Below are 20,851 nucleotides of genomic sequence, written 5' to 3'. Positions count from 1 at the left end.
TACTATTGTAAATTAAACTTCTTCAACGTCCACTAAATGTGACACAGTGTTGATCATACCTTTGATTGCTTCGTTCGCAGGTTTCACAACAGAGCTGTTTAGTTTACCTAAACCTAATGCTTTAACTGTATCTTTTTGGTTTTGAGGACGTCCGATAACGCTGCGTTTTAAAGTTACTTTTAATTCAGCCATTATTTTGTCCTCCTTATCCTAAGATTTCTTCTACAGATTTACCACGAAGTGCTGCCACTTCTTCGGCACGTTTTAATTGTTTTAACCCTTCAACTGTTGCGCGAACAACGTTGATTGGTGTATTTGAACCTAATGATTTTGATGTAATATCTGCTACACCAGCTAATTCCAATACGGCACGAACTGGTCCACCAGCGGCTACCCCAGAACCTTCTACTGCAGGTTTCATAAGGATACGGCCACCACCAAATACCCCGATCACTTCGTGAGGGATACTAGAACCAACCATAGGCACTTCAACTAAGTTTTTCTTCGCGTCTTCGATTGCTTTACGGATTGCTTCTGGCACTTCTTGTGCTTTACCAGTCCCAAAGCCAACGTGACCGTTTTTATCTCCCACAACAACTAGTGCTGCAAAGCGTAGACGACGTCCACCTTTAACAACTTTCGTTACACGGTTGATAGAAACCACGCGGTCTTCTAATTCCAAGTGTTTTGGATCAATATAAACCATGAATGGTGTTCCTCCTTCTCCTAAAATTCTAGTCCATTTTCACGCGCTGCTTCAGCTAAAGCTTGCACGCGGCCATGGTAAAGGTATCCACCACGGTCAAAGACTACTACTTTAACGCCTTTTTCAGCGGCACGTTCAGCGATTAATTTACCAACAGCTGCGGCTGTTTCTGTTTTGTTTCCACCTGAAATTTCTTTATCTAAGGCAGAGGCACTTGCTAGCGTTACACCCGCTACGTCATCAATGATTTGCGCGTAGATGTTTTTGTTAGAACGGAATACGTTCAAGCGTGGGCACTCAGCAGTACCAGAGATTTTGTTACGTACACGACGATGTCTCTTTTGACGTGTTTTGTTTTTGTCTGGTTTTGTAATCACAATTGTCACCTCTTTATATTTGCTAGCTATTAAGCTGCGATAGACAACGGATCGTTATTTTTCAAACTGAATTGAAAAATAACTCTCAAGCTGCTATTATTTACCAGTTTTACCTTCTTTACGACGTACGAATTCGCCAACATAACGGATTCCTTTGCCTTTATAAGGTTCTGGAGGACGAGTACCACGAATATTTGCTGCTAATTCACCAACGTGTTCTTTGTTAGCGCCTTTTACAACTACTTGTGTATTCGAAGGTACTTCTACAGTTACACCAGCTGGTGGTGTGATTTCTACTGGATGAGAATACCCAACGTTAAGAACTAATTTAGTCCCTTGCATTTGAGCACGGTACCCAACCCCGATAAGTTCAAGACCTTTTTCAAAGCCTGTACTTACACCAACAACCATGTTGTTGAAGTTTGCACGAGTTGTTCCGTGGATTGTTTTCATGTCTTTGCTATCGTTTGGACGAGTGAATGTTACTTCGTTTCCTTCGATATTCATCGTGATATCAGAAGAGAATTCACGTGTTAATTCACCTTTAGGTCCTTTTACAGTAATGTTGTTTCCTTCTTGTTTGACTTCAACGCCAGCAGGAAGTACAACGATTTTATTACCAATACGGCTCACTTAGAGACACCTCCTTGTGTGTTTTTTTAAATTACCATACGTAGGCGATTACTTCGCCGCCGATGTTTTTTGCTCTTGCTTCTTTATCAGTTACAACACCTTCAGAAGTAGAGATAATCGCGATTCCTAGACCATTCAATACTTTAGGTACTTCGTCAGATTTGACATAAGCACGTAAACCTGGTTTAGAGATACGTTTTAAGTTTGTGATAACACGTTCTTCGTTTTTACCGTATTTAAGGAAAACACGAATCACGCCTTGTTTGTCATCTTCGATATATTCTACATCGCGTACAAAACCTTCACGTTTCAAGATTTCAGCGATATCACGTTTGATTTTTGACGCAGGCACTTCTAAGCTTTCATGTTTAACCATGTTTGCATTACGAATGCGCGTTAGAAAATCTGCAATTGGATCTGTCATGACCATTGAACTATTTACCTCCTTTATGCGAGTTTACTTGTTTACCAGCTAGCTTTCTTCACGCCGGGAATTTGACCTTTATAGGCAAGTTCGCGGAAGCAAATACGGCAAAGATGAAATTTACGATAAACTGAATGTGGACGTCCGCAACGTTCACAACGAGTATATGCTTGTGTTGAATGTTTTGCAGGGCGTTTGTTTTTAGCAATCATTGATTTTTTAGCCACGTAGTTCGCCTCCTTTTATTATTTTTGGAATGGCATACCTAATTGTGTCAACAATTCACGAGATTCTTCATCTGTGTTTGCTGTCGTTACAATAACGATGTCCATACCGCGTACTTTATCTACTAAATCATAATCAACTTCTGGGAAGATTAATTGTTCTTTAACACCTAAAGTATAGTTACCACGTCCGTCAAAAGCTTTTTTGCTTACTCCGTGGAAGTCACGTACACGAGGTAGAGAAACAGATACTAATTTATCTAAAAATTCGTACATTCTTTCTCCGCGTAAAGTAACTTTTGCACCGATTGGCATGCCTTCACGTAGACGGAAACCAGCGATTGATTTCTTAGCTTTAGTGATCAATGGTTTTTGACCTGTGATCAATGCTAATTCTTCAACTGCTTTATCTAAATTTTTTGCGTTTGAAACAGCGTCACCCACACCCATGTTAATAACGATCTTATCAACTTTTGGTGTTTGCATAACTGAACTATAATTAAATTTTTCCACTAATGCTGGAGTAATTTCTTTAATATATTTTTCTTTCAGGCGGTTCATTTAGTAAGCCCCTCCTTCCTTTTAATCTATTTATCTAAGACTTCACCGGTTTTTTTAGAAACACGGACTTTTTTTCCATCGACTTCTTTGTAACCTACACGACCAGCTACACCTGTTCCGTCAATCACCATTACATTAGAAACATGAATCGGCGCTTCGACTTCTAGGATTCCGCCTTGCGGCGCTGCTTGATTTGGTTTTTGGTGTTTTTTCATGATGTTAACACCTTCAACGATGACTTTGTCTTTTTTAGGAAACGCTGCTAATACAACGCCTTCTTTATTTTTGTCTTTACCAGTGATAATTTTCACTTTATCGCCTTTTTTAACAAACATTACTGTTTCGCACCTCCTTTGATACGTGTCCTGATTATAATACTTCTGGTGCTAGAGAAACGATCTTCATGAAGTTGTTTTCACGTAATTCACGTGCAACAGGACCGAAGATACGAGTTCCACGCGGGCTCTTATCATCACGAATGATTACAGCAGCATTTTCATCAAATTTAATGTATGAACCGTCTGTACGACGAGCTCCTGATTTAGTACGAACGATAACGGCTTTTACGACTTCACCTTTTTTGACAACCCCACCTGGCGTTGCATGTTTAACCGTAGCAACAATCACGTCACCAATATTAGCAGTTTTACGTCCAGAACCACCTAGTACTTTAATCGTTAAGATTTCACGAGCACCTGAGTTATCTGCGACTTTTAATCGGCTTTCTTGTTGGATCACGATGTGTATCCCCCTTTCAGATTTTATGTCTCAATCTATATAGGAAAATCTCGTTTTTATTAGATAATAACTGCTTCTTCGACTACCTCTAGTAAACGGAAACGTTTTGTAGCTGATAATGGACGAGTTTCCATGATTCTTACGATGTCTCCAACTTTTGCAGTGTTGTTTTCATCATGAGCTTTATATTTCTTAGAATATTTCATACGTTTACCATAAATAGGATGGTTTTTCTTTGTTTCTACGACAACAGTGATAGTTTTATCCATCTTATCTGAAACAACACGACCTTGGTAAACTTTGCGTTGATTTCTTTCTTCAGTCATACGCGTTTGGCCTCCTTCCACTATTAGTTAGCTTGTTCACGCAATACTGTTTTGATGCGTGCAATCGATTGACGTACTTCTTTAATACGTGCAGTGTTTTCTAATTGACCTGTTGCTAGTTGGAATCTAAGATTAAATAATTCTTCTTTGAATTGCTTTTCTTTTTCAAGCATTTCGGCAGTGGTTAATTCTCTGATTTCTTTAACCTTCATTCGATTCACCACCCATTTCCTCACGTTTTACAATTTTGGTTTTCACCGGTAATTTGTGGGATGCAAGACGAAGAGCTTCACGAGCTACTTCTTCAGGTACGCCTGCGATTTCAAACATGATTTTACCACGTTTAACTGGTGAAACCCAGCCTTCAGGAGCCCCTTTACCTTTACCCATACGAACACCGATAGCTTTACTTGTGTATGATTTGTGAGGGAAAATTTTAATCCATACTTTCCCACCACGTTTCATATAACGAGTCATAGCAATACGGGCAGCTTCGATTTGACGGTTAGTAATCCAGTGAGATTCAGTTGCTTGTAAGCCCCATTCACCAAATGTTACTTCTTTTCCACCTTTGGCTTCACCACGCATTTTACCTCTAAATTCACGACGGTGTTTTACACGTTTAGGTACTAACATGATTATTTCCCTCCTTTCTCAGTGTTTTTTTTCGTTGGAAGAATTTCTCCACGGTAAATCCACACTTTAACTCCTAATTTTCCGTAAGTTGTGTCTGCTTCTTCCCATGCGTAATCAATATCAGCACGCAAAGTGTGAAGTGGAACTGTACCTTCAGAGTAACCTTCTGAACGAGCAATATCAGCACCGTTTAAACGACCTGATACTTGTGTTTTGATTCCTTTAGCGCCTGAACGCATAGTGCGTTGAATCGCTTGTTTTTGAGCACGACGGAAAGCAACACGGTTTTCTAATTGACGTGCAATTCCTTCGCCTACTAATTTTGCATCTAAATCTGGTTTTTTGATTTCAATGATGTTGATATGAACTCTTTTACCAGTTAATGAATTTAATGATTTTCTTAGGTTTTCGACTTCAGATCCGCCTTTACCGATAACCATACCTGGTTTAGCTGTGTGGATTGAAATGTTCACACGATTTGCAGCGCGCTCGATCTCAATTGTAGACACAGCGGCATCAGCAAGTTTTGTCGCGATAAATTTACGGATTCTTAAATCTTCGTGTAAGAACTCAGCATACTCTTTTTCAGCATACCATTTTGCATCCCAGTCGCGGATGATGCCTACACGCATTCCAATTGGATGTACTTTTTGACCCACTGATTGTCCCTCCTCTTATCTTTTGACACCTATTTATTTTAATAAATAGGTCTCATCTTGAGGTCCGGTAGCCATTGCTGTAACACACAGTGACTGCTTCGCAGAACTGATGTGGCACAGTACAAGGTAACTGAAAGGAACGTTGTTCCCTTAATAACCTTTGTACTAGGCTCCTCCTCTTATTAAGTGACGTCTGTTTAAAAACAGATTATTTTTCTGATACGACTACTGTAAGATGACTTGTACGTTTATTGATTGGTGATGCTGAACCTTTTGCACGTGGACGGAAGCGTTTCATTGTTGGTCCTTCGTTGACAAATGCTTCAGATACTACTAAGTTTTCAACGTCTAAGTCAAAGTTATTTTCTGCGTTAGCAACTGCTGACATTAAAACTTTTTCAATGATTCCAGCAGATTTGTTTGGCATGAATTTCAAGATAGAAATTGCATCCGCAACGCTTTTACCTCTGATAAGATCGATTACTAAACGGGCTTTACGAGGTGAAGTGCGAACTGTTTTTGCAGTTGCCTTAGCTGATGTAATTTGTTCTGACATTTGCATTTCCTCCCCTCAAAATTAACGTCTAGTTTTCTTATCGTCGGCTCCGTGGCCACGATAAGTTCTAGTTGGTGCAAATTCACCTAATTTATGTCCTACCATGTCTTCTTGGATGTATACTGGAACGTGTTTACGTCCATCATATACGGCAATTGTAAATCCAACAAATGTTGGAAAAATTGTAGAACGGCGAGACCAAGTTTTAATTACTTTCTTCTTTTCGGCACCTTGTTGAGCTTCAACTTTTTTCATTAAATGCTCATCAGCGAAAGGTCCTTTTTTCAAACTACGACCCATGGTGAACCTCCTCTCAAAATGTACGACACATGGTCAAAAAAATTATTTAGTACGACGACGAACGATAAGTTTGTCTGATTTAGCTTTTTTATTACGAGTTTTCAAGCCGATAGCAGGTTGACCCCAAGGTGATACTGGAGCTTTACGTCCGATCGGTTGTTTCCCTTCACCACCACCGTGTGGGTGATCGTTCGGGTTCATTACGCTACCACGTACAGTTGGGCGTTTACGCATCCAACGTGAGCGGCCTGCTTTACCAATGTTGATTAATTCGTGTTGTTCGTTACCAACAGAACCAACTGTTGCACGGCAAGTTGCTAAGATCATACGAACTTCGCCTGAATTCAAACGGATTAATACATATTTGCCTTCTTTACCAAGTACTTGTGCACTTGTTCCAGCAGAACGGATTAATTGACCGCCTTTACCAGGTTTCATTTCAATGTTGTGGACAACAGTACCGACTGGAATGTTTTCCAATGGTAATGCGTTCCCTACTTTAATATCTGCATCTGTACCGGAAACAAGGCGCATGCCTACTTCCAATCCTTTTGGTGCTAGAATGTATGCTTTGATTCCATCTTCGTAATGTACTAACGCGATGTTAGCAGAACGGTTTGGATCATACTCAATCGTTTTGACAACCGCTACAACGTTATCTTTATTACGTTTGAAGTCGATCATACGGTATTGACGTTTGTGACCGCCACCTTGATGACGAACTGTAATACGACCATTGTTGTTACGACCGGCATGGTTTTTTAATGGCGCCAACAACGATTTTTCAGGTGTTGATGTCGTGATTTCAGCGAAATCAGATGCTGTCATATTACGACGGCCATTTGTGGTAGGTTTATACTTTTTAATCGCCACGTCTTTTTCCCTCCCATTTAATAGTTAACATGGACTGCTTATTCAGCAGCATCGAAAATTTGAATTTCTTTTGAATCATCTGTTAATGTCACAACAGCTTTGCGACGTTTTTTTGTGTAACCAGCGTGTTTACCCATACGTTTAAATTTAGGGCGCACGTTAATGATGTTTACGTTTTTAACTTTAACATCAAATGCTGCTACAACAGCTTGTTTTACTAAAGTTTTATTTGCGCGAGTGTCCACTTCGAAAGTGTATTTCTTTTCGTCCATAGCAAGCATGGATTTTTCAGTGATCACTGGGCGTTTGATTACGTCTAGTAAGTTCATTATGCAAGCACCTCCTCAATTTGAGTAAGAGCAGTTTGTGTTGCCAATACTTTAGTATTAGAAACGATATCTAAAACACTTACGTTATCAGAAGTTACTACAGAAACGTTTGGTAGATTACGTGCAGACAAAGCTGCAAAATCATTTCCAGTTTCTAAAACAACTAATACTTTCGCATCAATAGATAAGTTTGTTAGAACTTGTTTGAATTCTTTTGTTTTTGGTGCATCAAAGCCTAAAGCTTCAACAGCTACCAAATTGTTTTCAGCAACTTTATCTGATAATACAGATTTCATTGCTAAACGACGAACTTTTTTAGGAAGTTTGTAGCTGTAAGAACGCGGTGTTGGTCCGAAGACTACGCCACCTCCACGCCATTGTGGTGAACGAATTGAACCTTGACGAGCACGACCAGTTCCTTTTTGACGCCATGGTTTACGGCCGCCGCCACGAACTTCTCCGCGGTGTTTTACTGAGTGTGTACCTTGTCTTAATGAAGCACGTTGCATGATGATTGCATCGTAGACAACTGTTTCATTTGGTTCGATTCCGAAAATCTCTTCGTTTAAAGTGATTTCGCCATTTTGAGTTCCATCTTGTTTAAATAATGCTACATTCGGCATTCCTTAGTTCCTCCTTTCCCTACGCTTATTTAGCTTTCACAGCTGATTTGATTGTGATTAATGATTTTTTCGCTCCAGGAATGTTACCTTTAATCATGATTACATTTCTTTCAGCGTCCACTTTAACAATTTCAAGGTTTTGAATTGTTACGCGGTTACCACCCATACGGCCGGCAAGTTTTTTATTTTTAAATACACGGTTAGGTGCAACTGGACCCATTGACCCAGGACGACGGTGGTAACGTGAACCGTGACTCATTGGTCCGCGGCTTTGTCCGTGACGTTTGATAACGCCTTGGAATCCTTTACCTTTCGAAGTTCCTGTAACATCAATAATGTCACCTGCTTGGAAAACATCTACCTTAATTTCTTTACCTACTTCATATTCTCCTAGCTCAACATTTTTGAATTCCTTAATGAAGCGCTTAGGAGCCGTGTTTGCTTTTGCAACATGACCTTTCGCAGGTTTGTTCGCTAATACTTCACGTTTGTCTTGGTAACCGATTTGGATAGCTTCGTATCCGTCAGTCTCAACAGTTTTTACTTGTAAAACTACGTTTGGCGTAGCTTCAACTACTGTTACTGGAATTAATTCACCAGACTCAGTAAAGATTTGTGTCATTCCCACTTTTTTTCCTAAGATTCCTTTGGTCATGAGTACACCTCCATCATCTTGATTTTATAGTTTGATTTCAATATTCACACCAGATGGTAAGTCAAGCTTCATTAAAGCATCAACTGTTTTTGGTGTTGGGTTCACAATGTCGATTAGACGTTTGTGCGTACGCATTTCGAATTGTTCGCGTGAATCTTTGTATTTATGAGTCGCACGAATAACTGTGTAAAGCGAGCGTTCTGTTGGTAATGGAATTGGTCCTGACACGTCAGCTCCAGTTCTTTTTGCTGTTTCCACAATTTTATCCGCTGATTGATCTAAAATACGGTGTTCATACGCTTTTAAACGGATACGAATTTTTTGTTTTGCCATCTTGTTCCCTCCTTCGCCTATTTTGAAAGTAGACATAGCTCCACGAAAATTTTTCCGTCACGCTCGTTCGTGGCAAAGCGTCCGGGCGTGTCGCAACCTCTCGTTTCTTAGCCGGTAGATCAAAAGCTTGATTTACCAATGCTTTTACACTTCTGTAAATAGCACCTTTGTAATTATATTATAGAAACATAGTAATAGCAAGGTTTTTTTCAGAAAAAAGATATTTTTTTTGCAAGCATTCTTTTGATTATTATTCTTTTGTATACAACTGATTCAGTCAGCAATAAAAAACTGTATATATTAATAGAAGGAAAGTGAATCGTTTTGACAACGGAAGCTCCTTGCGCGCAACTATTATTTTGAAGAAAAAAAAAGACAGAGCAAAACTTTTTCGTTTTACCCTATCCCTTTTTAACAAAAATACTTGTTTATAGTTGACTAATCATTCGTTCAACATTCATATACTGAAAATCTTCTGGTTTCATAAAAACAATCTTAGACGTACATTTTTCCTGATCAACAATCCCTCGTATTTGCTCCTCATATCTTGCAACTTGAGGTGTTAAAAGTAATACATCATAATTTTTAAACATAAGTTTCTCTTGAATACGACTTACAGGTGCATAATCGATTGCGTATTCTAACTCTTTTTCTCTAAGAGACTCGAGAATTTTTGAAACCAATAATGAAGCACTGATTCCAGATTCACAGATAATCAAAATCGTTTTTTCCATATCAACCCTCCTGCTAATCGACATTCTTTTTCCCTAACACTAAGCTCACCTTATCGCAAGCTCGCTAAACCTACTGGAGAAAAAGCAACATAAGTCAAAATGACAATTACCACCAAAACAATCGAAACGACTTTCGTATAACGCCAAGGTTTGATGTCTACTTTCGTATCGAAGGACTCCAACACAAATGTTCCATCTGGTTTCCACTTAGAAATTGCCAACATGATCAAAATATCTAAGAAAAATAGCAGACTCAACACATACAAGAAATGAATATCTTTCAAAAAGACTTTTGATAATGCATACAACACAATATGAATCGCAATTGTTGATTTCGCTGCGATAGCTGTCGCTTTTTTCGAATAAAAGGCAAACAGGATAATAACCAACAACGGCATATTATATAATCCGTTGAACTCTTGTACAAACTGATATAATCCTGCTGGAGCGAAGGAAATGAACGGTGCAACAATCACAGATATTACGCCAACTATTATAGTAACAATTTTCCCAGCCCGAGCAATTTGTTTATCATCCGCTTGTTTATTAATCACAGGTTTGTAGAAATCTAACGAAAACAGAGTCGCTGTTGCATTCAATGCACCCGCAAAGGAAGACAGAATTGCCCCGAAAATCACAGCTGCAAATACACCAAACAATGCTTGAGGTAAAACCTCCGTCACAAGATATGGGTATGCATTGTCGGGATTACTCATCAGTGCATCACCGAAAATATTACGTGCGACGATACCTGGAAATACTAAGAACAACGCACCAAATACTTTGAAAAGTCCTACGATAAAAGTTCCTTTTTGCGCTTCTGCTAGATTTTTCCCTGATAACGCTTTTTGCACAATCATTTGATTCGTACACCAGAAATATAAATTATTGAACAACATTCCCGTGATCAACGTTGGCCAAGGGACAATCGCTGAATCGATTGCGCCAACAGAGTTTAACAACCACGGAGTATGGTCGACAATATAATCCACACCACCAATAAAGTTCCCATCACCTAGTTTCATTACACCTAAGATTGGAATCAATAAACCACAAATCAACAACCCAACACCATATACGGTATCGCTATTGGCACTCAATGATAATCCACCAATCAATAAATAGAGAATTCCGATCACGCCGATGATTAAGGCAACCAAAATAATGGCGACAATCGGACGAACACCTAACAATTCATCTATATGAAAAATTTTATTAAAAACGAGTGAACCTGAATATAAAACAACTGGTAAAAATGAAATCATATATGTCACGATAAATAGAATCGAAATAATCCGTTTCGTTACTGTATCATAGCGAATTTCAATAAAATCTGAAACGGTGTTGATACCATATTTGAAATATTTCGGTAAAAAAATGACCGCTAAGGCAACAATTGCAATCGCAGCTGTTACTTCCCACGCCATAACTTCCATACCAGCGTGGTAACTTTGCCCGTTCTGACCAACAATTTGTTCAGTGGATAGATTCGTCATGATAATCGAGCCTGCAATTGGCAAAGCGGTCAAACTTCTTCCACCCATAAAGAACCCTTCTGATCCAGAAGTATCCACACCTTTCGCACGACTGTACGCAAAAATCCAAACACAAGCCACGATGACGACAAAACTAATAAGAGAAAATAGGTTCATAGATTTCCGCTCCTTTTTTTGTTTTTAAATACTCGTGATTTCGCGAATGTAATTTCTCGCTTTCACTGCGTATTCAAAAGGATTAGCCTTCGCCGGATCTTGTTCCGCTTCAACAACAATCCACCCTTCGTAATCACTACTCTTAATAACTTCCCAAATCGGTGCAAAATCAATCATCCCGTCTCCCGGAACAGTAAAAACTCCTGACTTAACTGCATTTAAAAAACTCTGCTCCGTTGCGCTAACTTGTCTTGCTATCTGCTCTCGTATATCTTTGAAATGAATGTGCTTGATGCGATCTTGATATTTTTGATAAATTTCAATTGGGTCTTCGCCAGAAAAGACCAAATGCCCAGTATCAAATAGCAAAGAAACTTTTTCAGGATCCGTCAAGTCCATCAAACGAGTGATTTCTTCGGTCGTCTGCACGCCTGTCCCCATATGATGATGATAAACAATCATCATTCCCTTCGCATTTGCCAACGCACCCAAGCGTTCCAAACCAATTGCTAACGCTTGCCAATCCGACGCAGAAAATACCGGCTTTTCTTTGAAAATTGCCTGGTCCATCTGACCTTGAATACTATCGCCCTGTTCCGACACAACAATCACTTTAGCCCCCATAGCATGGAGAAAATTCATATGTTCAATAAATGCTTGCTCTGTCTCTTCATACGGTTTCGTCGTTAAAAAGGCACTAAACCAAGCACTTGCGACTGACAACCCTCGAACATCAAGATATGGTCGTAAGACATCTGGATCTTTCGGGTATTTATTCCCAATTTCAGTCCCTACATACCCGGACAAAGCCATCTCACTAATACACTGTTCAAACGTATTTTCTTTCCCTAACTCCGGCATATCATCATTTGTCCAGGCAATCGGCGCAATGCCCAAACGGATTTTTGACTCATTCATTTTATTTTTTCTCCCCTTTCAAAAGACTGCTATCTATAGATTTTCAATTGTGATCAATTCATTTGTTTCAAATGATTGTTTACACGCTAGTGCGATTTTAGTTGACTGTAGCCCATCATAAGCTGAAACTTGTGGTTGGCGTTTTTCTTTGATACATGCAATAAACTCTTTCGCTTCATTAACAAAAGCTTCACGAAAGCGTTCAGGAAAATCTTGTGAACAAGCTCGTACAACGCCTTTTTCATCCATGATCGTAACAAGATTTTTTTCTGGCGCCGCTGCCACTCTAAGCATCCCTTTCGTTCCAATCAGCTCAGTTTCTACATGGTATCCATGATGACAATTACGACCTGCAACTAAGATCGCCATCGCTTGGTTTTCCAATTGCATCATGGCCGCTCCTGTTTCCAATTCTCCTACTTTATCCAATTCAGGATATGCAGCATTTTTCCCTAGCGCCCATACTTTACTTACTTCTTTTTCTGTAAACCAACGGACTAAATCGATATCGTGAATTGACATATCCATAAAAATCCCACCACTATCGCTGGCACCCGCAAATTTCACAAAGCTTTCCATACCTGAACTAGGATCGATACTATAACAGCGCATCAAAGTCAGCTCTCCTAATTCCCCATCCTCTACTAATTGTTTGGCATAACGATAAGAATCGTCATAACGGCGCATGAACCCCAACATAAATACTTGTTCCGGACGACTTTTAATTACTCGCTCTGTCGCTTTGATTTCAGCTAAATCCAAGCCAATCGGTTTTTCACTAAAAACGTGTTTTCCATGTTCCATCGCCAATTGAATCTGCTCGCAGTGAAAGCCAGAAGGGGACACAATAAACACCGCATCAATCGTTGGACTTTTGACCATTTCTTCATAGTCTTGATAGGTTTCTTCTACCCCTAATTCCCTGATTGCATAATCTAATTCTTCTTGTACAAAACTACAAGCAGCAATTAATTGACACCCTTGAACATTTTCAGCTAAATTTTTTGCGTGAACTTTCCCTAGACGGCCTAAGCCGACAATTCCAACCTTGATTTTTTCCACTCTTTACTTCCTCCTATAATTAAAAGTTAGATGTTGATTTATTTACTAACGTTGCTTCATTTATATAATGCTGGACATTCAGGTAACTGAATCAATGTTCGCTCACCTGTATCTCTAGCCTTACCACAAGCGTCCATCGTAACGGCCGCCGCATAACCATCCCAAGCAGTCGGTCCATTTAGATTGCCCGTTTGAATCGAACGAATCCATAATTCAAATTCATAGTCATACGCTTCAACAAAACGAGTTTGCCAATCTGGCGCGATCTTGGTATAATTTTTTCCTTTTGCCTTCACATGTGTGTATGCTGGATCTTCTAATCCAATTTCTCCCGTTTCACAGACAACATCACATTTGATATCATAACCAAACTGACAATTAACGAAAATCTCTAAATCGATATGGACACCAGAAACTGTTTCTAAAATCAACATCTGTGGATCATGCAGTTTTTCATGTGTGAAACTCGTTTGTTTAGGCAAAATCATTTGAGCTGAAACATAATCTTCTTGAAGCAACCAACGCAAAGCATCGAGTTCATGGATTCCTGTGTTAATGATCGCCATTGGCGTTAAATAGTTTTCATCTGCCGTTGGGTTTCTATGGGCGCAATGAAGCATCAAGGGTTCACCGAATTTTTTGGTTTCGATGGCTTCTTTCAATTCAATATAACCTCGATCGTATCGTCTCATAAAGCCGACTTGAACTAATTTCTTTCCTGCTTTTACTTCAGCATCAACGATTCGTTTACAACCTGCGCTATCTGTCGCTAAAGGTTTTTCACAGAAAACATATTTTCCATGTTTAATTGCTTCTAAAACATATTTTTCATGGGTTGGATCCCAAGAAGTTACCACAACAATAGCCACATCAGGTGAAGCAATCAATTCTTCTCCTGTTTCAAAAAAGACAGCATCAATCTGATTTGCTAAACGCTGAGCTTGTTCTACATTTATATCTGATACCGCAGTCACGTACGCGCCTTGCACTTTTTCATTGATTCGTTTGATATGTTCGATGCCAATTGCACCTGTCCCAATGACGCCAACTTTTAAATCCATTGTTTTGCCTCCATTTTCTTTTTTACAAACCTGCTGGACAACTTCCTTCGTCATCTCAAATCGTATACGCTTTCAAAATAATTTGCTTATTTGCATCTGGGCTATAACTGATTGAACCATATCCTATAGACCTATAATTTGAATAAACGGTAAGATCAGAAACAACTCCTTCTTATTTCGTGAAGTGAAACGCTCCCGATCCAACCTAATGTCATGCTAATACTCTTTGGCTTTTTCCAACATTTTTTGACTACGCTCATACGCCTCTTGAACTGCCAGACTTTTTGAAACTTCTGCAACCCCAACGTGCCACCAACTGTCATACCCATCTGACATTGTTTTTGGTAAAACCTTCATTTCAATCAGAGTAGATTTTTCTTGTTTTTTAGCATCTTCTAGCGCTGCAATCAGTTCTTCTTTCGTATTAGCACGATAACTTTTGGCGCCATAGCCTTCCGCAACTTTCGCATAATCTATATTCATGATTTGTTCACGATGATCTCTAAATTCACACTTATAGCTACTGCTACCGTTACCCATTTGTAAATTATTGATACAGCCAAATCCAGAATTATCGAATAGCAGAATATTGATTTTTTGCCCATATTGCAATGCCGTGATTAGTTCTGAGTGAAGCATCAAGAAACTCCCGTCACCTACCATGGCATAGACTTCTTGTGTTGGACTGGCTAATTTCACACCTAAAGCACCACTGATTTCATAACCCATACAAGAATAACCATATTCAAGATGATACGTATTCGGCACGAGCGGATTCCATAAACGCTGCATATCACCAGGTAAAGATCCAGCTGACGCAATGACAACACTGTCTTTAGCCACATTGTTATTAACCGCAAGAAATGCACTCGTCTGAGTTAGTTCTGTCTGTAGCGCATCCGAATATTCATTGAGAATTTCTTGTGTGAATTGGTCTTTGATCTCTGGAGAAAAGTTCTCCCTCGAAAAAGAAATATCACCTAGACGCTTTCTTTCAACAGCCCATTCTTCTTTTAGATCCTTGATATCTCCACCAAATGACGTTTGATAGTCTGCCAACATCGGGATCAGATTCTCTACTGTCTCTTTTGCATCGCCGATAAGCTGGAACGCATCAAACTTATAGGCCTGCATGCGATTGACATTGATATTCAAAAATTTCGTTTGGTCATAATTAAAAGCGGTTTTAGAAGACGTGGTGAAATCCGTATACCTTGTACCGATTCCAATAACCAAATCAGCTTGTCGAATTGCCTTATTAGCAGCCAAAGTTCCTAAAACACCCGTACCCCCTAAGTTATTTTTAAAGTCTGCTTCTACAGTTGATTTACCTGCAGGTGTTTCAACTAACGGAATCCCACATTGTGTAGACAAATGAATCAATGCTTCCCGTGCCTGGGAATACTTTGCTCCACCTCCAACGATAATGACTGGCTTCTTACTTGTCGTGATTCTTTCTACGGCACCATTTAGTTCACGCTCTGTAGGAACTTGCCGATCAACGTAATGCACTCTCTTTTTAAAAAATTCTTCATCGTAATCATACGCTTCTGCTTCAGTATCTTGAGCAATACAAATCGTTGCCGGACCACAGCTCGCTGGATTCGTCATGACTTCAAACGCTCGTAGCAGACTACTCATCAATTGTTCTGGTCGTTGAACACGATCCCAATATTTAGAGACCGCTTTAAAGGCATCATTCGTTGTGATTGCCGCACTGGTTTCGTGTTCTAATTGTTGTAAAACTGGATCAGGCTGACGTGTAGCAAACGTATCTGCCGGTAAGATCAGCACTGGAATGTTGTTGGCAAACGCAGTTGCCGCCGCTGTGAGCATGTTGGCAGATCCTGGACCAGCTGAAGCTGTAACAGCAAAAATTTTCTGTCTTAATTTCTGCCGACTATAGGCTACTGCTGCATGTGTCATCCCTTGTTCATTTTTCCCTTGAATTACCTTCAAATGCCCTGGATTTTCTTCAAGTGCTTGACCGATTCCTAAGACATTCCCATGGCCAAAGACATTAAAAATACCTTCAACAAAAGGGCATTCTTCACCATCAACTTGAATATATTGTTGATTCAAAAATTTAATCAGTGCTTGCGCTGTGGTTAATCGAATTTTTTTAGCCATTACTTTCCCGCCTTACTTTAATCAAGATTGATCTGCAATTAATTGTTCGATTTCTTTGGCTGTTGGCATTGCTTCGGATGAACTATGTTTACTAACAACAATAGCCGCCGATGCACTTCCATATTTCAATGCGGTTTCGATGTCTTTCCCTGTATTTAATGCATATAAAAAGGCTGCTGCATAAGAATCACCTGCACCGAACGTTTTCAAGACTTGGGTCTTATACGAACCCGCTTGATAGGTTTCTCCCTTTTTGGTATAGGCATAAGAACCTTTTACGCCGTGTTTGATCACAATCAATTCAGGACGATGCTGAAATAGATAGTCTGTAGTCGCTTGATTTGTTCCACCTTTTTTACCTTCCATTTCATCATATTCATCTCTTGTACCGATCACAATATCAGCATTTTCAGCAACAATTGAATAATAAACGGAAACGTCTTCTGGTGATTGCCATGTGTACGGACGATAATCTAGTTCAAACGCAACTTTCACCTGATTTTTTCTAGCATAAGCAATCGCTTTTAATACCGCCTCTCTGGAAGGACTTTGCGCAAGTGCCGTTCCAGATACCAACAAGAGATCTGTTTGTTTGATGTATTCTTCATCGATTTCTTCCGGCGCTAGGTACAAGTCCGCCACTTGATCTCGATACATCAAAATGCTGCATTCTTCTGGGCTTTTGATCTCCGTAAATGCCAATCCTGCTTTGTGTCCTTTTTGATCAGTGAACAGTTGGCTCGTATCGATTCCAGCTTCGCTCATGTATTCTTTGATAAAACGCCCATGCTGGTCATCTGAAATTTTCCCAATAAAACCAACTTTCACACCTAACTTGGCACTGCCAATTGCGATATTTGCTGGTGAACCACCTACATATTTTTTAAAGGTCATCGTTTCTTCCATCGGTCGATCATACTCCACTGCATTCAAGTCAATACACGCTCGACCAAGGGCAATCATATCAAATGTTTTTGTCATCCTTGTCACTCCTTCTATTCTCTGTTTAAAATCCATTCGTGGTCAGGATCATTATGAAACTGCCACTTTCTAGTTGGGCCTGCCATTACATTCAAGTAATAAGAATCGTAACCATCTGGTACACTTACTGGGTGATACCCCTCTGGAACAACGACGACATCACCATTTTCTATAGCCATCGTTTCATCCAGTAAGCGATCATCTGTATACACTCGTTGAAAAACAAACCCTTGTCTGGGATTCATTTCATGATAATACGTTTCTTCTAATTTCGATTCTAGAGGCAAATTGTCTTGATCGTGCTTATGAGGTGGATAACTAGACCAGTTCCCCCCATCAGTAAACACTTCCACAACTAACAAACGATCAGCAATTGGACTTGTATCTGGTAAAATATTATGCACCAAACGTTTATTCTGATATTTCCCTCTACGTTCAATGGTATTATCTGATGCTTTAATCAGAGTAGTTGTTTTTTTCTTATCAGATGGTGAGTAACATAGAATCACCGTGGCTTCAGTTATCGCTGTAATATCGAACGTTTGCTCTATCGAGATATAGACACTATCCGTTGGAATTTTTTCAAAGACGTTTTTTCGCGTGCCGATTGTCTTAAAGGTTTGTTCTCCATCTGTTACTGTGATTTTTCCTGTTAGGGCAACGATACACACTTCTTGCTTTCCTAATGATTCTTGAAATTTACTTCCACTCGTCATTTTTATGACTTTCAATTCAATGTACTGTAAAGCTGCATTATTTTTATTGATACGCTGAAGTAACGTGGTGCCTTTTGCTAACTCTTGTGGGATAGGTTTATACTTTAAATGAACCATCCTTACACCTTCTTTCCCATTAAATATTTGTCTTAGGATACCTTGCTGTGACTACTTTTTTACGCGTGTAAAATTCTACACTATCTTTGCCATTTGCATGAAGCGTCCCGTAAAACGAGGACTTCCAACCTGAAAACGGGAAGAATGCCATCGGCGCTGGTACACCTAAATTGATTCCTAGCATACCTGCATCAATATTTTCTCTAAAGTAACGAATCGCTGAGGCATTATTAGTGAACAGACAAGCTCCGTTTGCGAATTCAGACTGATTCGCTGTCGCAACGGCTTCTTGTAAGTTTTCTACTCTGATGATCGACAATACTGGAGCAAAAATTTCATCCCGCCAAATCGTCATATCCGTTGTCACACCATCAAAAATAGTTGGACCGACAAAATAACCATTCTGTGGAATATTCTCCCTACCATCCGCAATCAAGCGTGCTCCTTCTTCAATTCCTTTTTCAATATACGCTAGTGTTCTTTTTTGATTTTCTTCACGAATAACCGGCCCCAAAAAGACGCCATCATCCAAGCCATTTCCGACTTTTACACCTGTTGCTTTTTCTTTTAACTTAGCGATAAAGGCATCTGCTATTTCTTCTTCAACGGTTACCACTGCACATGCCATACAACGCTCACCTGCAGAACCAAAAGCAGCAGATACAATATTGGTCACAGCATCATCTAAGTCTGCGTCTTTTAAAACAATTGAATGGTTTTTGGCACCGGTCAATGCTTGCACTCGTTTCAAATTTTTACTACCTTCTGTATAAACATACTCGCCGACTGGTTTTGAGCCAACAAAGGAAATCGCTTTCACTTCTGGATGTTCTAAAATCCCATTCACAACATCATGTGCGCCATATACAATATTAAATACGCCAGCTGGTAACCCTGCCTCTGTAAATAATTCAGCCAATCGTTCAGTTAGCAAAGGCGTTCTTTCCGACGGTTTTAAAACGAAACTATTTCCACAAGAAATCGCCATCGGAAACATCCAACAAGGAACCATCATCGGAAAGTTAAAAGGCGAAATGCCCGCGACTACTCCAATTGGGTAACGATAGTTAGCAACTTCTACATCTGTTGCAATCGAAGATAATGAATCCCCCATCATTAATGTTGGCGTTCCAGCAGCAAATTCTACATTTTCAATACCCCTTTGCACTTCACCTAGAGCTTCGTTAAGATTTTTCCCATTTTCGAGCGTAATTAAACGAGCCAATTCCGCTTTATGTTTAATCAAGAGTTGTTGATAATTAAAAAGAATTCTGGCACGTCTTGGCACAGCTAGCTCTTTCCATGTTTCAAAAGCTTCACTAGCAATTGTGACAGCCTCTTCTAAATCTTCTTTTGTAGAAAGTGGTACTTCACACAACACTTCTTTCGTAGCTGGATTATAAACCGTTTCATATGTTTCTGTACGGCTAGACACCCATTTGCCACCAATATAATTTTTTAACTTTCGTATCGCTGCCATAATAACATCCTCCTTAGTTTCTATTAAAAATCAACACGTTGGTTACATCTTGATATTTTTGGTTAACTTTTGATTACATTGTACAATTCGTTTTTCTAATAGTCAACCCATTTTAGGTGAAAAGTTCTATTTTTTGGTCACTTCTTGCTAACTTACGAGTCTAAAACAAAATAATGTGGATAAAAAATGGCGAAATTACACAAAATTGGTTATATGTTGATTACATTAAGACCATATGTTATAGTGAATCTAATCACACGAAGTGGAAAGGCTACGGAATATGAAATTACAACGTATACAGCAAATTGAAAATTACATACAACAACAAGGCAGTATTTCTCTTGATGAACTGTGTCATGTTTTCAACGTCTCTAAAAATACGATTCGCCGAGATATCAATGAATTGGAAAAAAGAGGAACTATAAAAAAAGTTTATGGTGGCGTCGTTTACGTAGAAAACAACTTGGTTTCTTTTGAAAATCGAACTATCTATAATCAGACAGAGAAGGAGCAGATCGGTGCACGAGCCGCCTCGTTAATCAAAGAAGAAGATTTAATTTATGTTGATTCAGGCACAACAACTAGTCAAATTTTGAAACATATCGATCCAGAGTTATCGTTTACTTTATTAACAAATAATCTCGATATTATTAACCTTGCGGCCGCAATGAAAAATGTCCAACTGATCCTTATCGGTAATAGTTATAAAAGAGATACACGTTCTTTTGTCGGAATCGAGGATGAAACCATCGTGACTAGATACAATATAAACAAAGCATTCATGGCAGCAACTGGGGTTTCGATCACTAGTGGTTTAACAAATTCAGATTTGATGGAATATCGGATAAAAAAAATGATTGTCGAAAGAACCAAAGATGTTTATCTACTCGCCGATAGCTCGAAATTTGACCACTCTACTTTGCTGACCTATTCACCTTTAGAGAATATCAAGGGCATCGTTACATCAAGAGATATACCTGAAGAATATGTAGAGTTTTGTAACTCACATACGATAGAACTTTTATATAGCAACTAGCTAGAAAAAAA

At 39.3% G+C, this 20,851-nt stretch carries 30 protein-coding genes; 1 reads left to right on the top strand and 29 read right to left on the bottom strand.

Translation table 11 applies throughout. The annotated features are described in order from the left end of the window. Positions 1-12: 12 nt before the first annotated feature. From rpmD to iolA, 29 genes are all read right to left on the bottom strand, one after another. Positions 13-192 (bottom strand): 50S ribosomal protein L30, encoded by a 180-nt coding sequence (gene rpmD / locus IGJ34_RS01850; RefSeq protein WP_010761673.1) that lies wholly within the window; start codon positions 190-192, stop codon positions 13-15. Positions 193-205: 13 nt separating this feature from the next. Continuing rightward, positions 206-706, bottom strand: coding sequence for a 30S ribosomal protein S5 (gene rpsE / locus IGJ34_RS01845; RefSeq protein WP_010761674.1), 501 nt, complete (start codon positions 704-706; stop codon positions 206-208). 20 nt (positions 707-726) lie between these two features. Next, complete coding sequence (gene rplR, locus IGJ34_RS01840; RefSeq protein ID WP_010761675.1) at positions 727-1,083, bottom strand: 50S ribosomal protein L18; 357 nt, start codon at positions 1,081-1,083, stop codon at positions 727-729. 96 nt (positions 1,084-1,179) lie between these two features. After that, a complete protein-coding gene (gene rplF / locus IGJ34_RS01835) occupies positions 1,180-1,716 on the bottom strand; it encodes a 50S ribosomal protein L6 (RefSeq protein WP_069645935.1) in 537 nt (178 codons plus the stop codon). A 31-nt stretch (positions 1,717-1,747) separates the two neighbouring features. Continuing rightward, entirely contained in the window at positions 1,748-2,146 is a 399-nt protein-coding gene (gene rpsH, locus IGJ34_RS01830; protein WP_010761677.1) for a 30S ribosomal protein S8, read from the bottom strand. A 35-nt stretch (positions 2,147-2,181) separates the two neighbouring features. Further along, positions 2,182-2,367: a type Z 30S ribosomal protein S14 gene (locus IGJ34_RS01825; RefSeq protein WP_002356214.1), complete on the bottom strand. Its 186-nt coding sequence runs from the start codon at positions 2,365-2,367 to the stop codon at positions 2,182-2,184. Positions 2,368-2,385: 18 nt separating this feature from the next. Continuing rightward, positions 2,386-2,925: a 50S ribosomal protein L5 gene (rplE, locus tag IGJ34_RS01820; protein ID WP_010770625.1), complete on the bottom strand. Its 540-nt coding sequence runs from the start codon at positions 2,923-2,925 to the stop codon at positions 2,386-2,388. Positions 2,926-2,951: 26 nt separating this feature from the next. Further along, positions 2,952-3,260: a 50S ribosomal protein L24 gene (gene rplX, locus IGJ34_RS01815; protein ID WP_010761679.1), complete on the bottom strand. Its 309-nt coding sequence runs from the start codon at positions 3,258-3,260 to the stop codon at positions 2,952-2,954. 34 nt (positions 3,261-3,294) lie between these two features. Then, the gene (rplN, locus tag IGJ34_RS01810; protein WP_010761680.1) at positions 3,295-3,663 is read right to left on the bottom strand and encodes a 50S ribosomal protein L14; all 369 of its coding nucleotides are present in this window, start codon (positions 3,661-3,663) and stop codon (positions 3,295-3,297) included. Positions 3,664-3,722: 59 nt separating this feature from the next. Continuing rightward, on the bottom strand, positions 3,723-3,989 hold the full coding sequence (gene rpsQ, locus IGJ34_RS01805) for a 30S ribosomal protein S17 (RefSeq protein ID WP_010761681.1): 267 nt from the start codon (positions 3,987-3,989) through the stop codon (positions 3,723-3,725). 23 nt (positions 3,990-4,012) lie between these two features. Then, the gene (gene rpmC, locus IGJ34_RS01800) at positions 4,013-4,201 is read right to left on the bottom strand and encodes a 50S ribosomal protein L29 (RefSeq protein ID WP_010766220.1); all 189 of its coding nucleotides are present in this window, start codon (positions 4,199-4,201) and stop codon (positions 4,013-4,015) included. Continuing rightward, positions 4,191-4,625 (bottom strand): 50S ribosomal protein L16, encoded by a 435-nt coding sequence (gene rplP, locus IGJ34_RS01795; protein ID WP_010761683.1) that lies wholly within the window; start codon positions 4,623-4,625, stop codon positions 4,191-4,193. The genes rpmC and rplP overlap by 11 nt, the downstream gene beginning before the upstream one ends. Positions 4,626-4,627: 2 nt before the next feature. After that, a complete protein-coding gene (gene rpsC, locus IGJ34_RS01790; RefSeq protein WP_010766221.1) occupies positions 4,628-5,284 on the bottom strand; it encodes a 30S ribosomal protein S3 in 657 nt (218 codons plus the stop codon). A 208-nt stretch (positions 5,285-5,492) separates the two neighbouring features. Next, positions 5,493-5,840 carry a 50S ribosomal protein L22 gene (gene rplV, locus IGJ34_RS01785; RefSeq protein WP_010761685.1) on the bottom strand — a complete coding sequence of 116 codons (348 nt, stop codon included), beginning with the start codon at positions 5,838-5,840 and terminating at the stop codon, positions 5,493-5,495. A gap of 21 nt (positions 5,841-5,861) precedes the next feature. Continuing rightward, positions 5,862-6,140, bottom strand: coding sequence for a 30S ribosomal protein S19 (gene rpsS / locus IGJ34_RS01780; protein WP_010761686.1), 279 nt, complete (start codon positions 6,138-6,140; stop codon positions 5,862-5,864). A gap of 42 nt (positions 6,141-6,182) precedes the next feature. After that, positions 6,183-7,013 (bottom strand): 50S ribosomal protein L2, encoded by an 831-nt coding sequence (gene rplB, locus IGJ34_RS01775; RefSeq protein WP_430597983.1) that lies wholly within the window; start codon positions 7,011-7,013, stop codon positions 6,183-6,185. Positions 7,014-7,051: 38 nt separating this feature from the next. Next, positions 7,052-7,342 carry a 50S ribosomal protein L23 gene (gene rplW / locus IGJ34_RS01770; RefSeq protein ID WP_010761688.1) on the bottom strand — a complete coding sequence of 97 codons (291 nt, stop codon included), beginning with the start codon at positions 7,340-7,342 and terminating at the stop codon, positions 7,052-7,054. Continuing rightward, entirely contained in the window at positions 7,342-7,965 is a 624-nt protein-coding gene (gene rplD / locus IGJ34_RS01765) for a 50S ribosomal protein L4 (protein ID WP_010761689.1), read from the bottom strand. Before rplD ends, rplW begins: the two co-directional genes overlap by 1 nt. Before the next feature lie 25 nt (positions 7,966-7,990). Then, complete coding sequence (rplC, locus tag IGJ34_RS01760; protein WP_010766222.1) at positions 7,991-8,620, bottom strand: 50S ribosomal protein L3; 630 nt, start codon at positions 8,618-8,620, stop codon at positions 7,991-7,993. A gap of 24 nt (positions 8,621-8,644) precedes the next feature. Beyond that, positions 8,645-8,953, bottom strand: coding sequence for a 30S ribosomal protein S10 (gene rpsJ, locus IGJ34_RS01755; RefSeq protein ID WP_002389727.1), 309 nt, complete (start codon positions 8,951-8,953; stop codon positions 8,645-8,647). 428 nt (positions 8,954-9,381) lie between these two features. Next, entirely contained in the window at positions 9,382-9,687 is a 306-nt protein-coding gene (locus IGJ34_RS01750; protein ID WP_069654057.1) for a PTS sugar transporter subunit IIB, read from the bottom strand. Between the two features lie 50 nt (positions 9,688-9,737). Beyond that, positions 9,738-11,339 (bottom strand): solute:sodium symporter family transporter, encoded by a 1,602-nt coding sequence (locus tag IGJ34_RS01745; protein ID WP_083241767.1) that lies wholly within the window; start codon positions 11,337-11,339, stop codon positions 9,738-9,740. Between the two features lie 24 nt (positions 11,340-11,363). Beyond that, positions 11,364-12,257, bottom strand: coding sequence for a myo-inosose-2 dehydratase (iolE, locus tag IGJ34_RS01740; RefSeq protein ID WP_430597982.1), 894 nt, complete (start codon positions 12,255-12,257; stop codon positions 11,364-11,366). A 33-nt stretch (positions 12,258-12,290) separates the two neighbouring features. Beyond that, on the bottom strand, positions 12,291-13,319 hold the full coding sequence (gene iolG, locus IGJ34_RS01735) for an inositol 2-dehydrogenase (protein ID WP_430597981.1): 1,029 nt from the start codon (positions 13,317-13,319) through the stop codon (positions 12,291-12,293). Between the two features lie 56 nt (positions 13,320-13,375). Further along, on the bottom strand, positions 13,376-14,380 hold the full coding sequence (locus IGJ34_RS01730) for a Gfo/Idh/MocA family protein (RefSeq protein WP_111248414.1): 1,005 nt from the start codon (positions 14,378-14,380) through the stop codon (positions 13,376-13,378). Positions 14,381-14,596: 216 nt separating this feature from the next. Beyond that, positions 14,597-16,510: a 3D-(3,5/4)-trihydroxycyclohexane-1,2-dione acylhydrolase (decyclizing) gene (gene iolD / locus IGJ34_RS01725; RefSeq protein ID WP_206835453.1), complete on the bottom strand. Its 1,914-nt coding sequence runs from the start codon at positions 16,508-16,510 to the stop codon at positions 14,597-14,599. A 21-nt stretch (positions 16,511-16,531) separates the two neighbouring features. Beyond that, positions 16,532-17,491, bottom strand: coding sequence for a 5-dehydro-2-deoxygluconokinase (gene iolC, locus IGJ34_RS01720; protein ID WP_069654062.1), 960 nt, complete (start codon positions 17,489-17,491; stop codon positions 16,532-16,534). Between the two features lie 14 nt (positions 17,492-17,505). After that, positions 17,506-18,324, bottom strand: a complete 819-nt coding sequence (iolB, locus tag IGJ34_RS01715; protein ID WP_206848415.1) for a 5-deoxy-glucuronate isomerase — start codon at positions 18,322-18,324, stop codon at positions 17,506-17,508. A 19-nt stretch (positions 18,325-18,343) separates the two neighbouring features. Continuing rightward, a complete protein-coding gene (gene iolA, locus IGJ34_RS01710; protein WP_069654064.1) occupies positions 18,344-19,804 on the bottom strand; it encodes a methylmalonate-semialdehyde dehydrogenase in 1,461 nt (486 codons plus the stop codon). Between the two features lie 280 nt (positions 19,805-20,084). Between iolA and IGJ34_RS01705 the strand changes: the two genes are divergently transcribed. After that, the gene (locus tag IGJ34_RS01705) at positions 20,085-20,840 is read left to right on the top strand and encodes a DeoR/GlpR family DNA-binding transcription regulator (RefSeq protein WP_069654065.1); all 756 of its coding nucleotides are present in this window, start codon (positions 20,085-20,087) and stop codon (positions 20,838-20,840) included. Positions 20,841-20,851: the final 11 nt, after the last annotated feature.

The sequence above is a fragment of the Enterococcus sp. AZ177 genome, assembly GCF_050544585.1.
GTDB classification, from domain to species: Bacteria; Bacillota; Bacilli; order Lactobacillales; family Enterococcaceae; genus Enterococcus_L; species Enterococcus_L plantarum.
The sequence above is the reverse complement of the archived record's forward strand: the minus strand, read 5'-3'. Positions and strand labels throughout refer to the sequence as shown.

Bases quoted from the DNA above. Each gene is read 5' to 3' on its own strand.
- rpmD (WP_010761673.1), bottom strand. From the start codon at position 192: ATGGCTGAATTAAAAGTAACTTTAAAACGCAGCGTTATCGGACGTCCT.
- rpsE (WP_010761674.1), bottom strand. From the start codon at position 706: ATGGTTTATATTGATCCAAAACACTTGGAATTAGAAGACCGCGTGGTT.
- rpsH (WP_010761677.1), bottom strand. From the start codon at position 2,146: ATGGTCATGACAGATCCAATTGCAGATTTTCTAACGCGCATTCGTAAT.
- rplE (WP_010770625.1), bottom strand. From the start codon at position 2,925: ATGAACCGCCTGAAAGAAAAATATATTAAAGAAATTACTCCAGCATTA.
- rplX (WP_010761679.1), bottom strand. From the start codon at position 3,260: ATGTTTGTTAAAAAAGGCGATAAAGTGAAAATTATCACTGGTAAAGAC.
- rpsQ (WP_010761681.1), bottom strand. From the start codon at position 3,989: ATGACTGAAGAAAGAAATCAACGCAAAGTTTACCAAGGTCGTGTTGTT.
- rpmC (WP_010766220.1), bottom strand. From the start codon at position 4,201: ATGAAGGTTAAAGAAATCAGAGAATTAACCACTGCCGAAATGCTTGAA.
- rplP (WP_010761683.1), bottom strand. From the start codon at position 4,625: ATGTTAGTACCTAAACGTGTAAAACACCGTCGTGAATTTAGAGGTAAA.
- rplV (WP_010761685.1), bottom strand. From the start codon at position 5,840: ATGTCAGAACAAATTACATCAGCTAAGGCAACTGCAAAAACAGTTCGC.
- rpsS (WP_010761686.1), bottom strand. From the start codon at position 6,140: ATGGGTCGTAGTTTGAAAAAAGGACCTTTCGCTGATGAGCATTTAATG.
- rplW (WP_010761688.1), bottom strand. From the start codon at position 7,342: ATGAACTTACTAGACGTAATCAAACGCCCAGTGATCACTGAAAAATCC.
- rplD (WP_010761689.1), bottom strand. From the start codon at position 7,965: ATGCCGAATGTAGCATTATTTAAACAAGATGGAACTCAAAATGGCGAA.
- rplC (WP_010766222.1), bottom strand. From the start codon at position 8,620: ATGACCAAAGGAATCTTAGGAAAAAAAGTGGGAATGACACAAATCTTT.
- rpsJ (WP_002389727.1), bottom strand. From the start codon at position 8,953: ATGGCAAAACAAAAAATTCGTATCCGTTTAAAAGCGTATGAACACCGT.
- IGJ34_RS01750 (WP_069654057.1), bottom strand. From the start codon at position 9,687: ATGGAAAAAACGATTTTGATTATCTGTGAATCTGGAATCAGTGCTTCA.
- IGJ34_RS01745 (WP_083241767.1), bottom strand. From the start codon at position 11,339: ATGAACCTATTTTCTCTTATTAGTTTTGTCGTCATCGTGGCTTGTGTT.
- iolE (WP_430597982.1), bottom strand. From the start codon at position 12,257: ATGAATGAGTCAAAAATCCGTTTGGGCATTGCGCCGATTGCCTGGACA.
- IGJ34_RS01730 (WP_111248414.1), bottom strand. From the start codon at position 14,380: ATGGATTTAAAAGTTGGCGTCATTGGGACAGGTGCAATTGGCATCGAA.
- iolD (WP_206835453.1), bottom strand. From the start codon at position 16,510: ATGGCTAAAAAAATTCGATTAACCACAGCGCAAGCACTGATTAAATTT.
- iolC (WP_069654062.1), bottom strand. From the start codon at position 17,491: ATGACAAAAACATTTGATATGATTGCCCTTGGTCGAGCGTGTATTGAC.
- iolB (WP_206848415.1), bottom strand. From the start codon at position 18,324: ATGGTTCATTTAAAGTATAAACCTATCCCACAAGAGTTAGCAAAAGGC.
- iolA (WP_069654064.1), bottom strand. From the start codon at position 19,804: ATGGCAGCGATACGAAAGTTAAAAAATTATATTGGTGGCAAATGGGTG.
- IGJ34_RS01705 (WP_069654065.1), top strand. From the start codon at position 20,085: ATGAAATTACAACGTATACAGCAAATTGAAAATTACATACAACAACAA.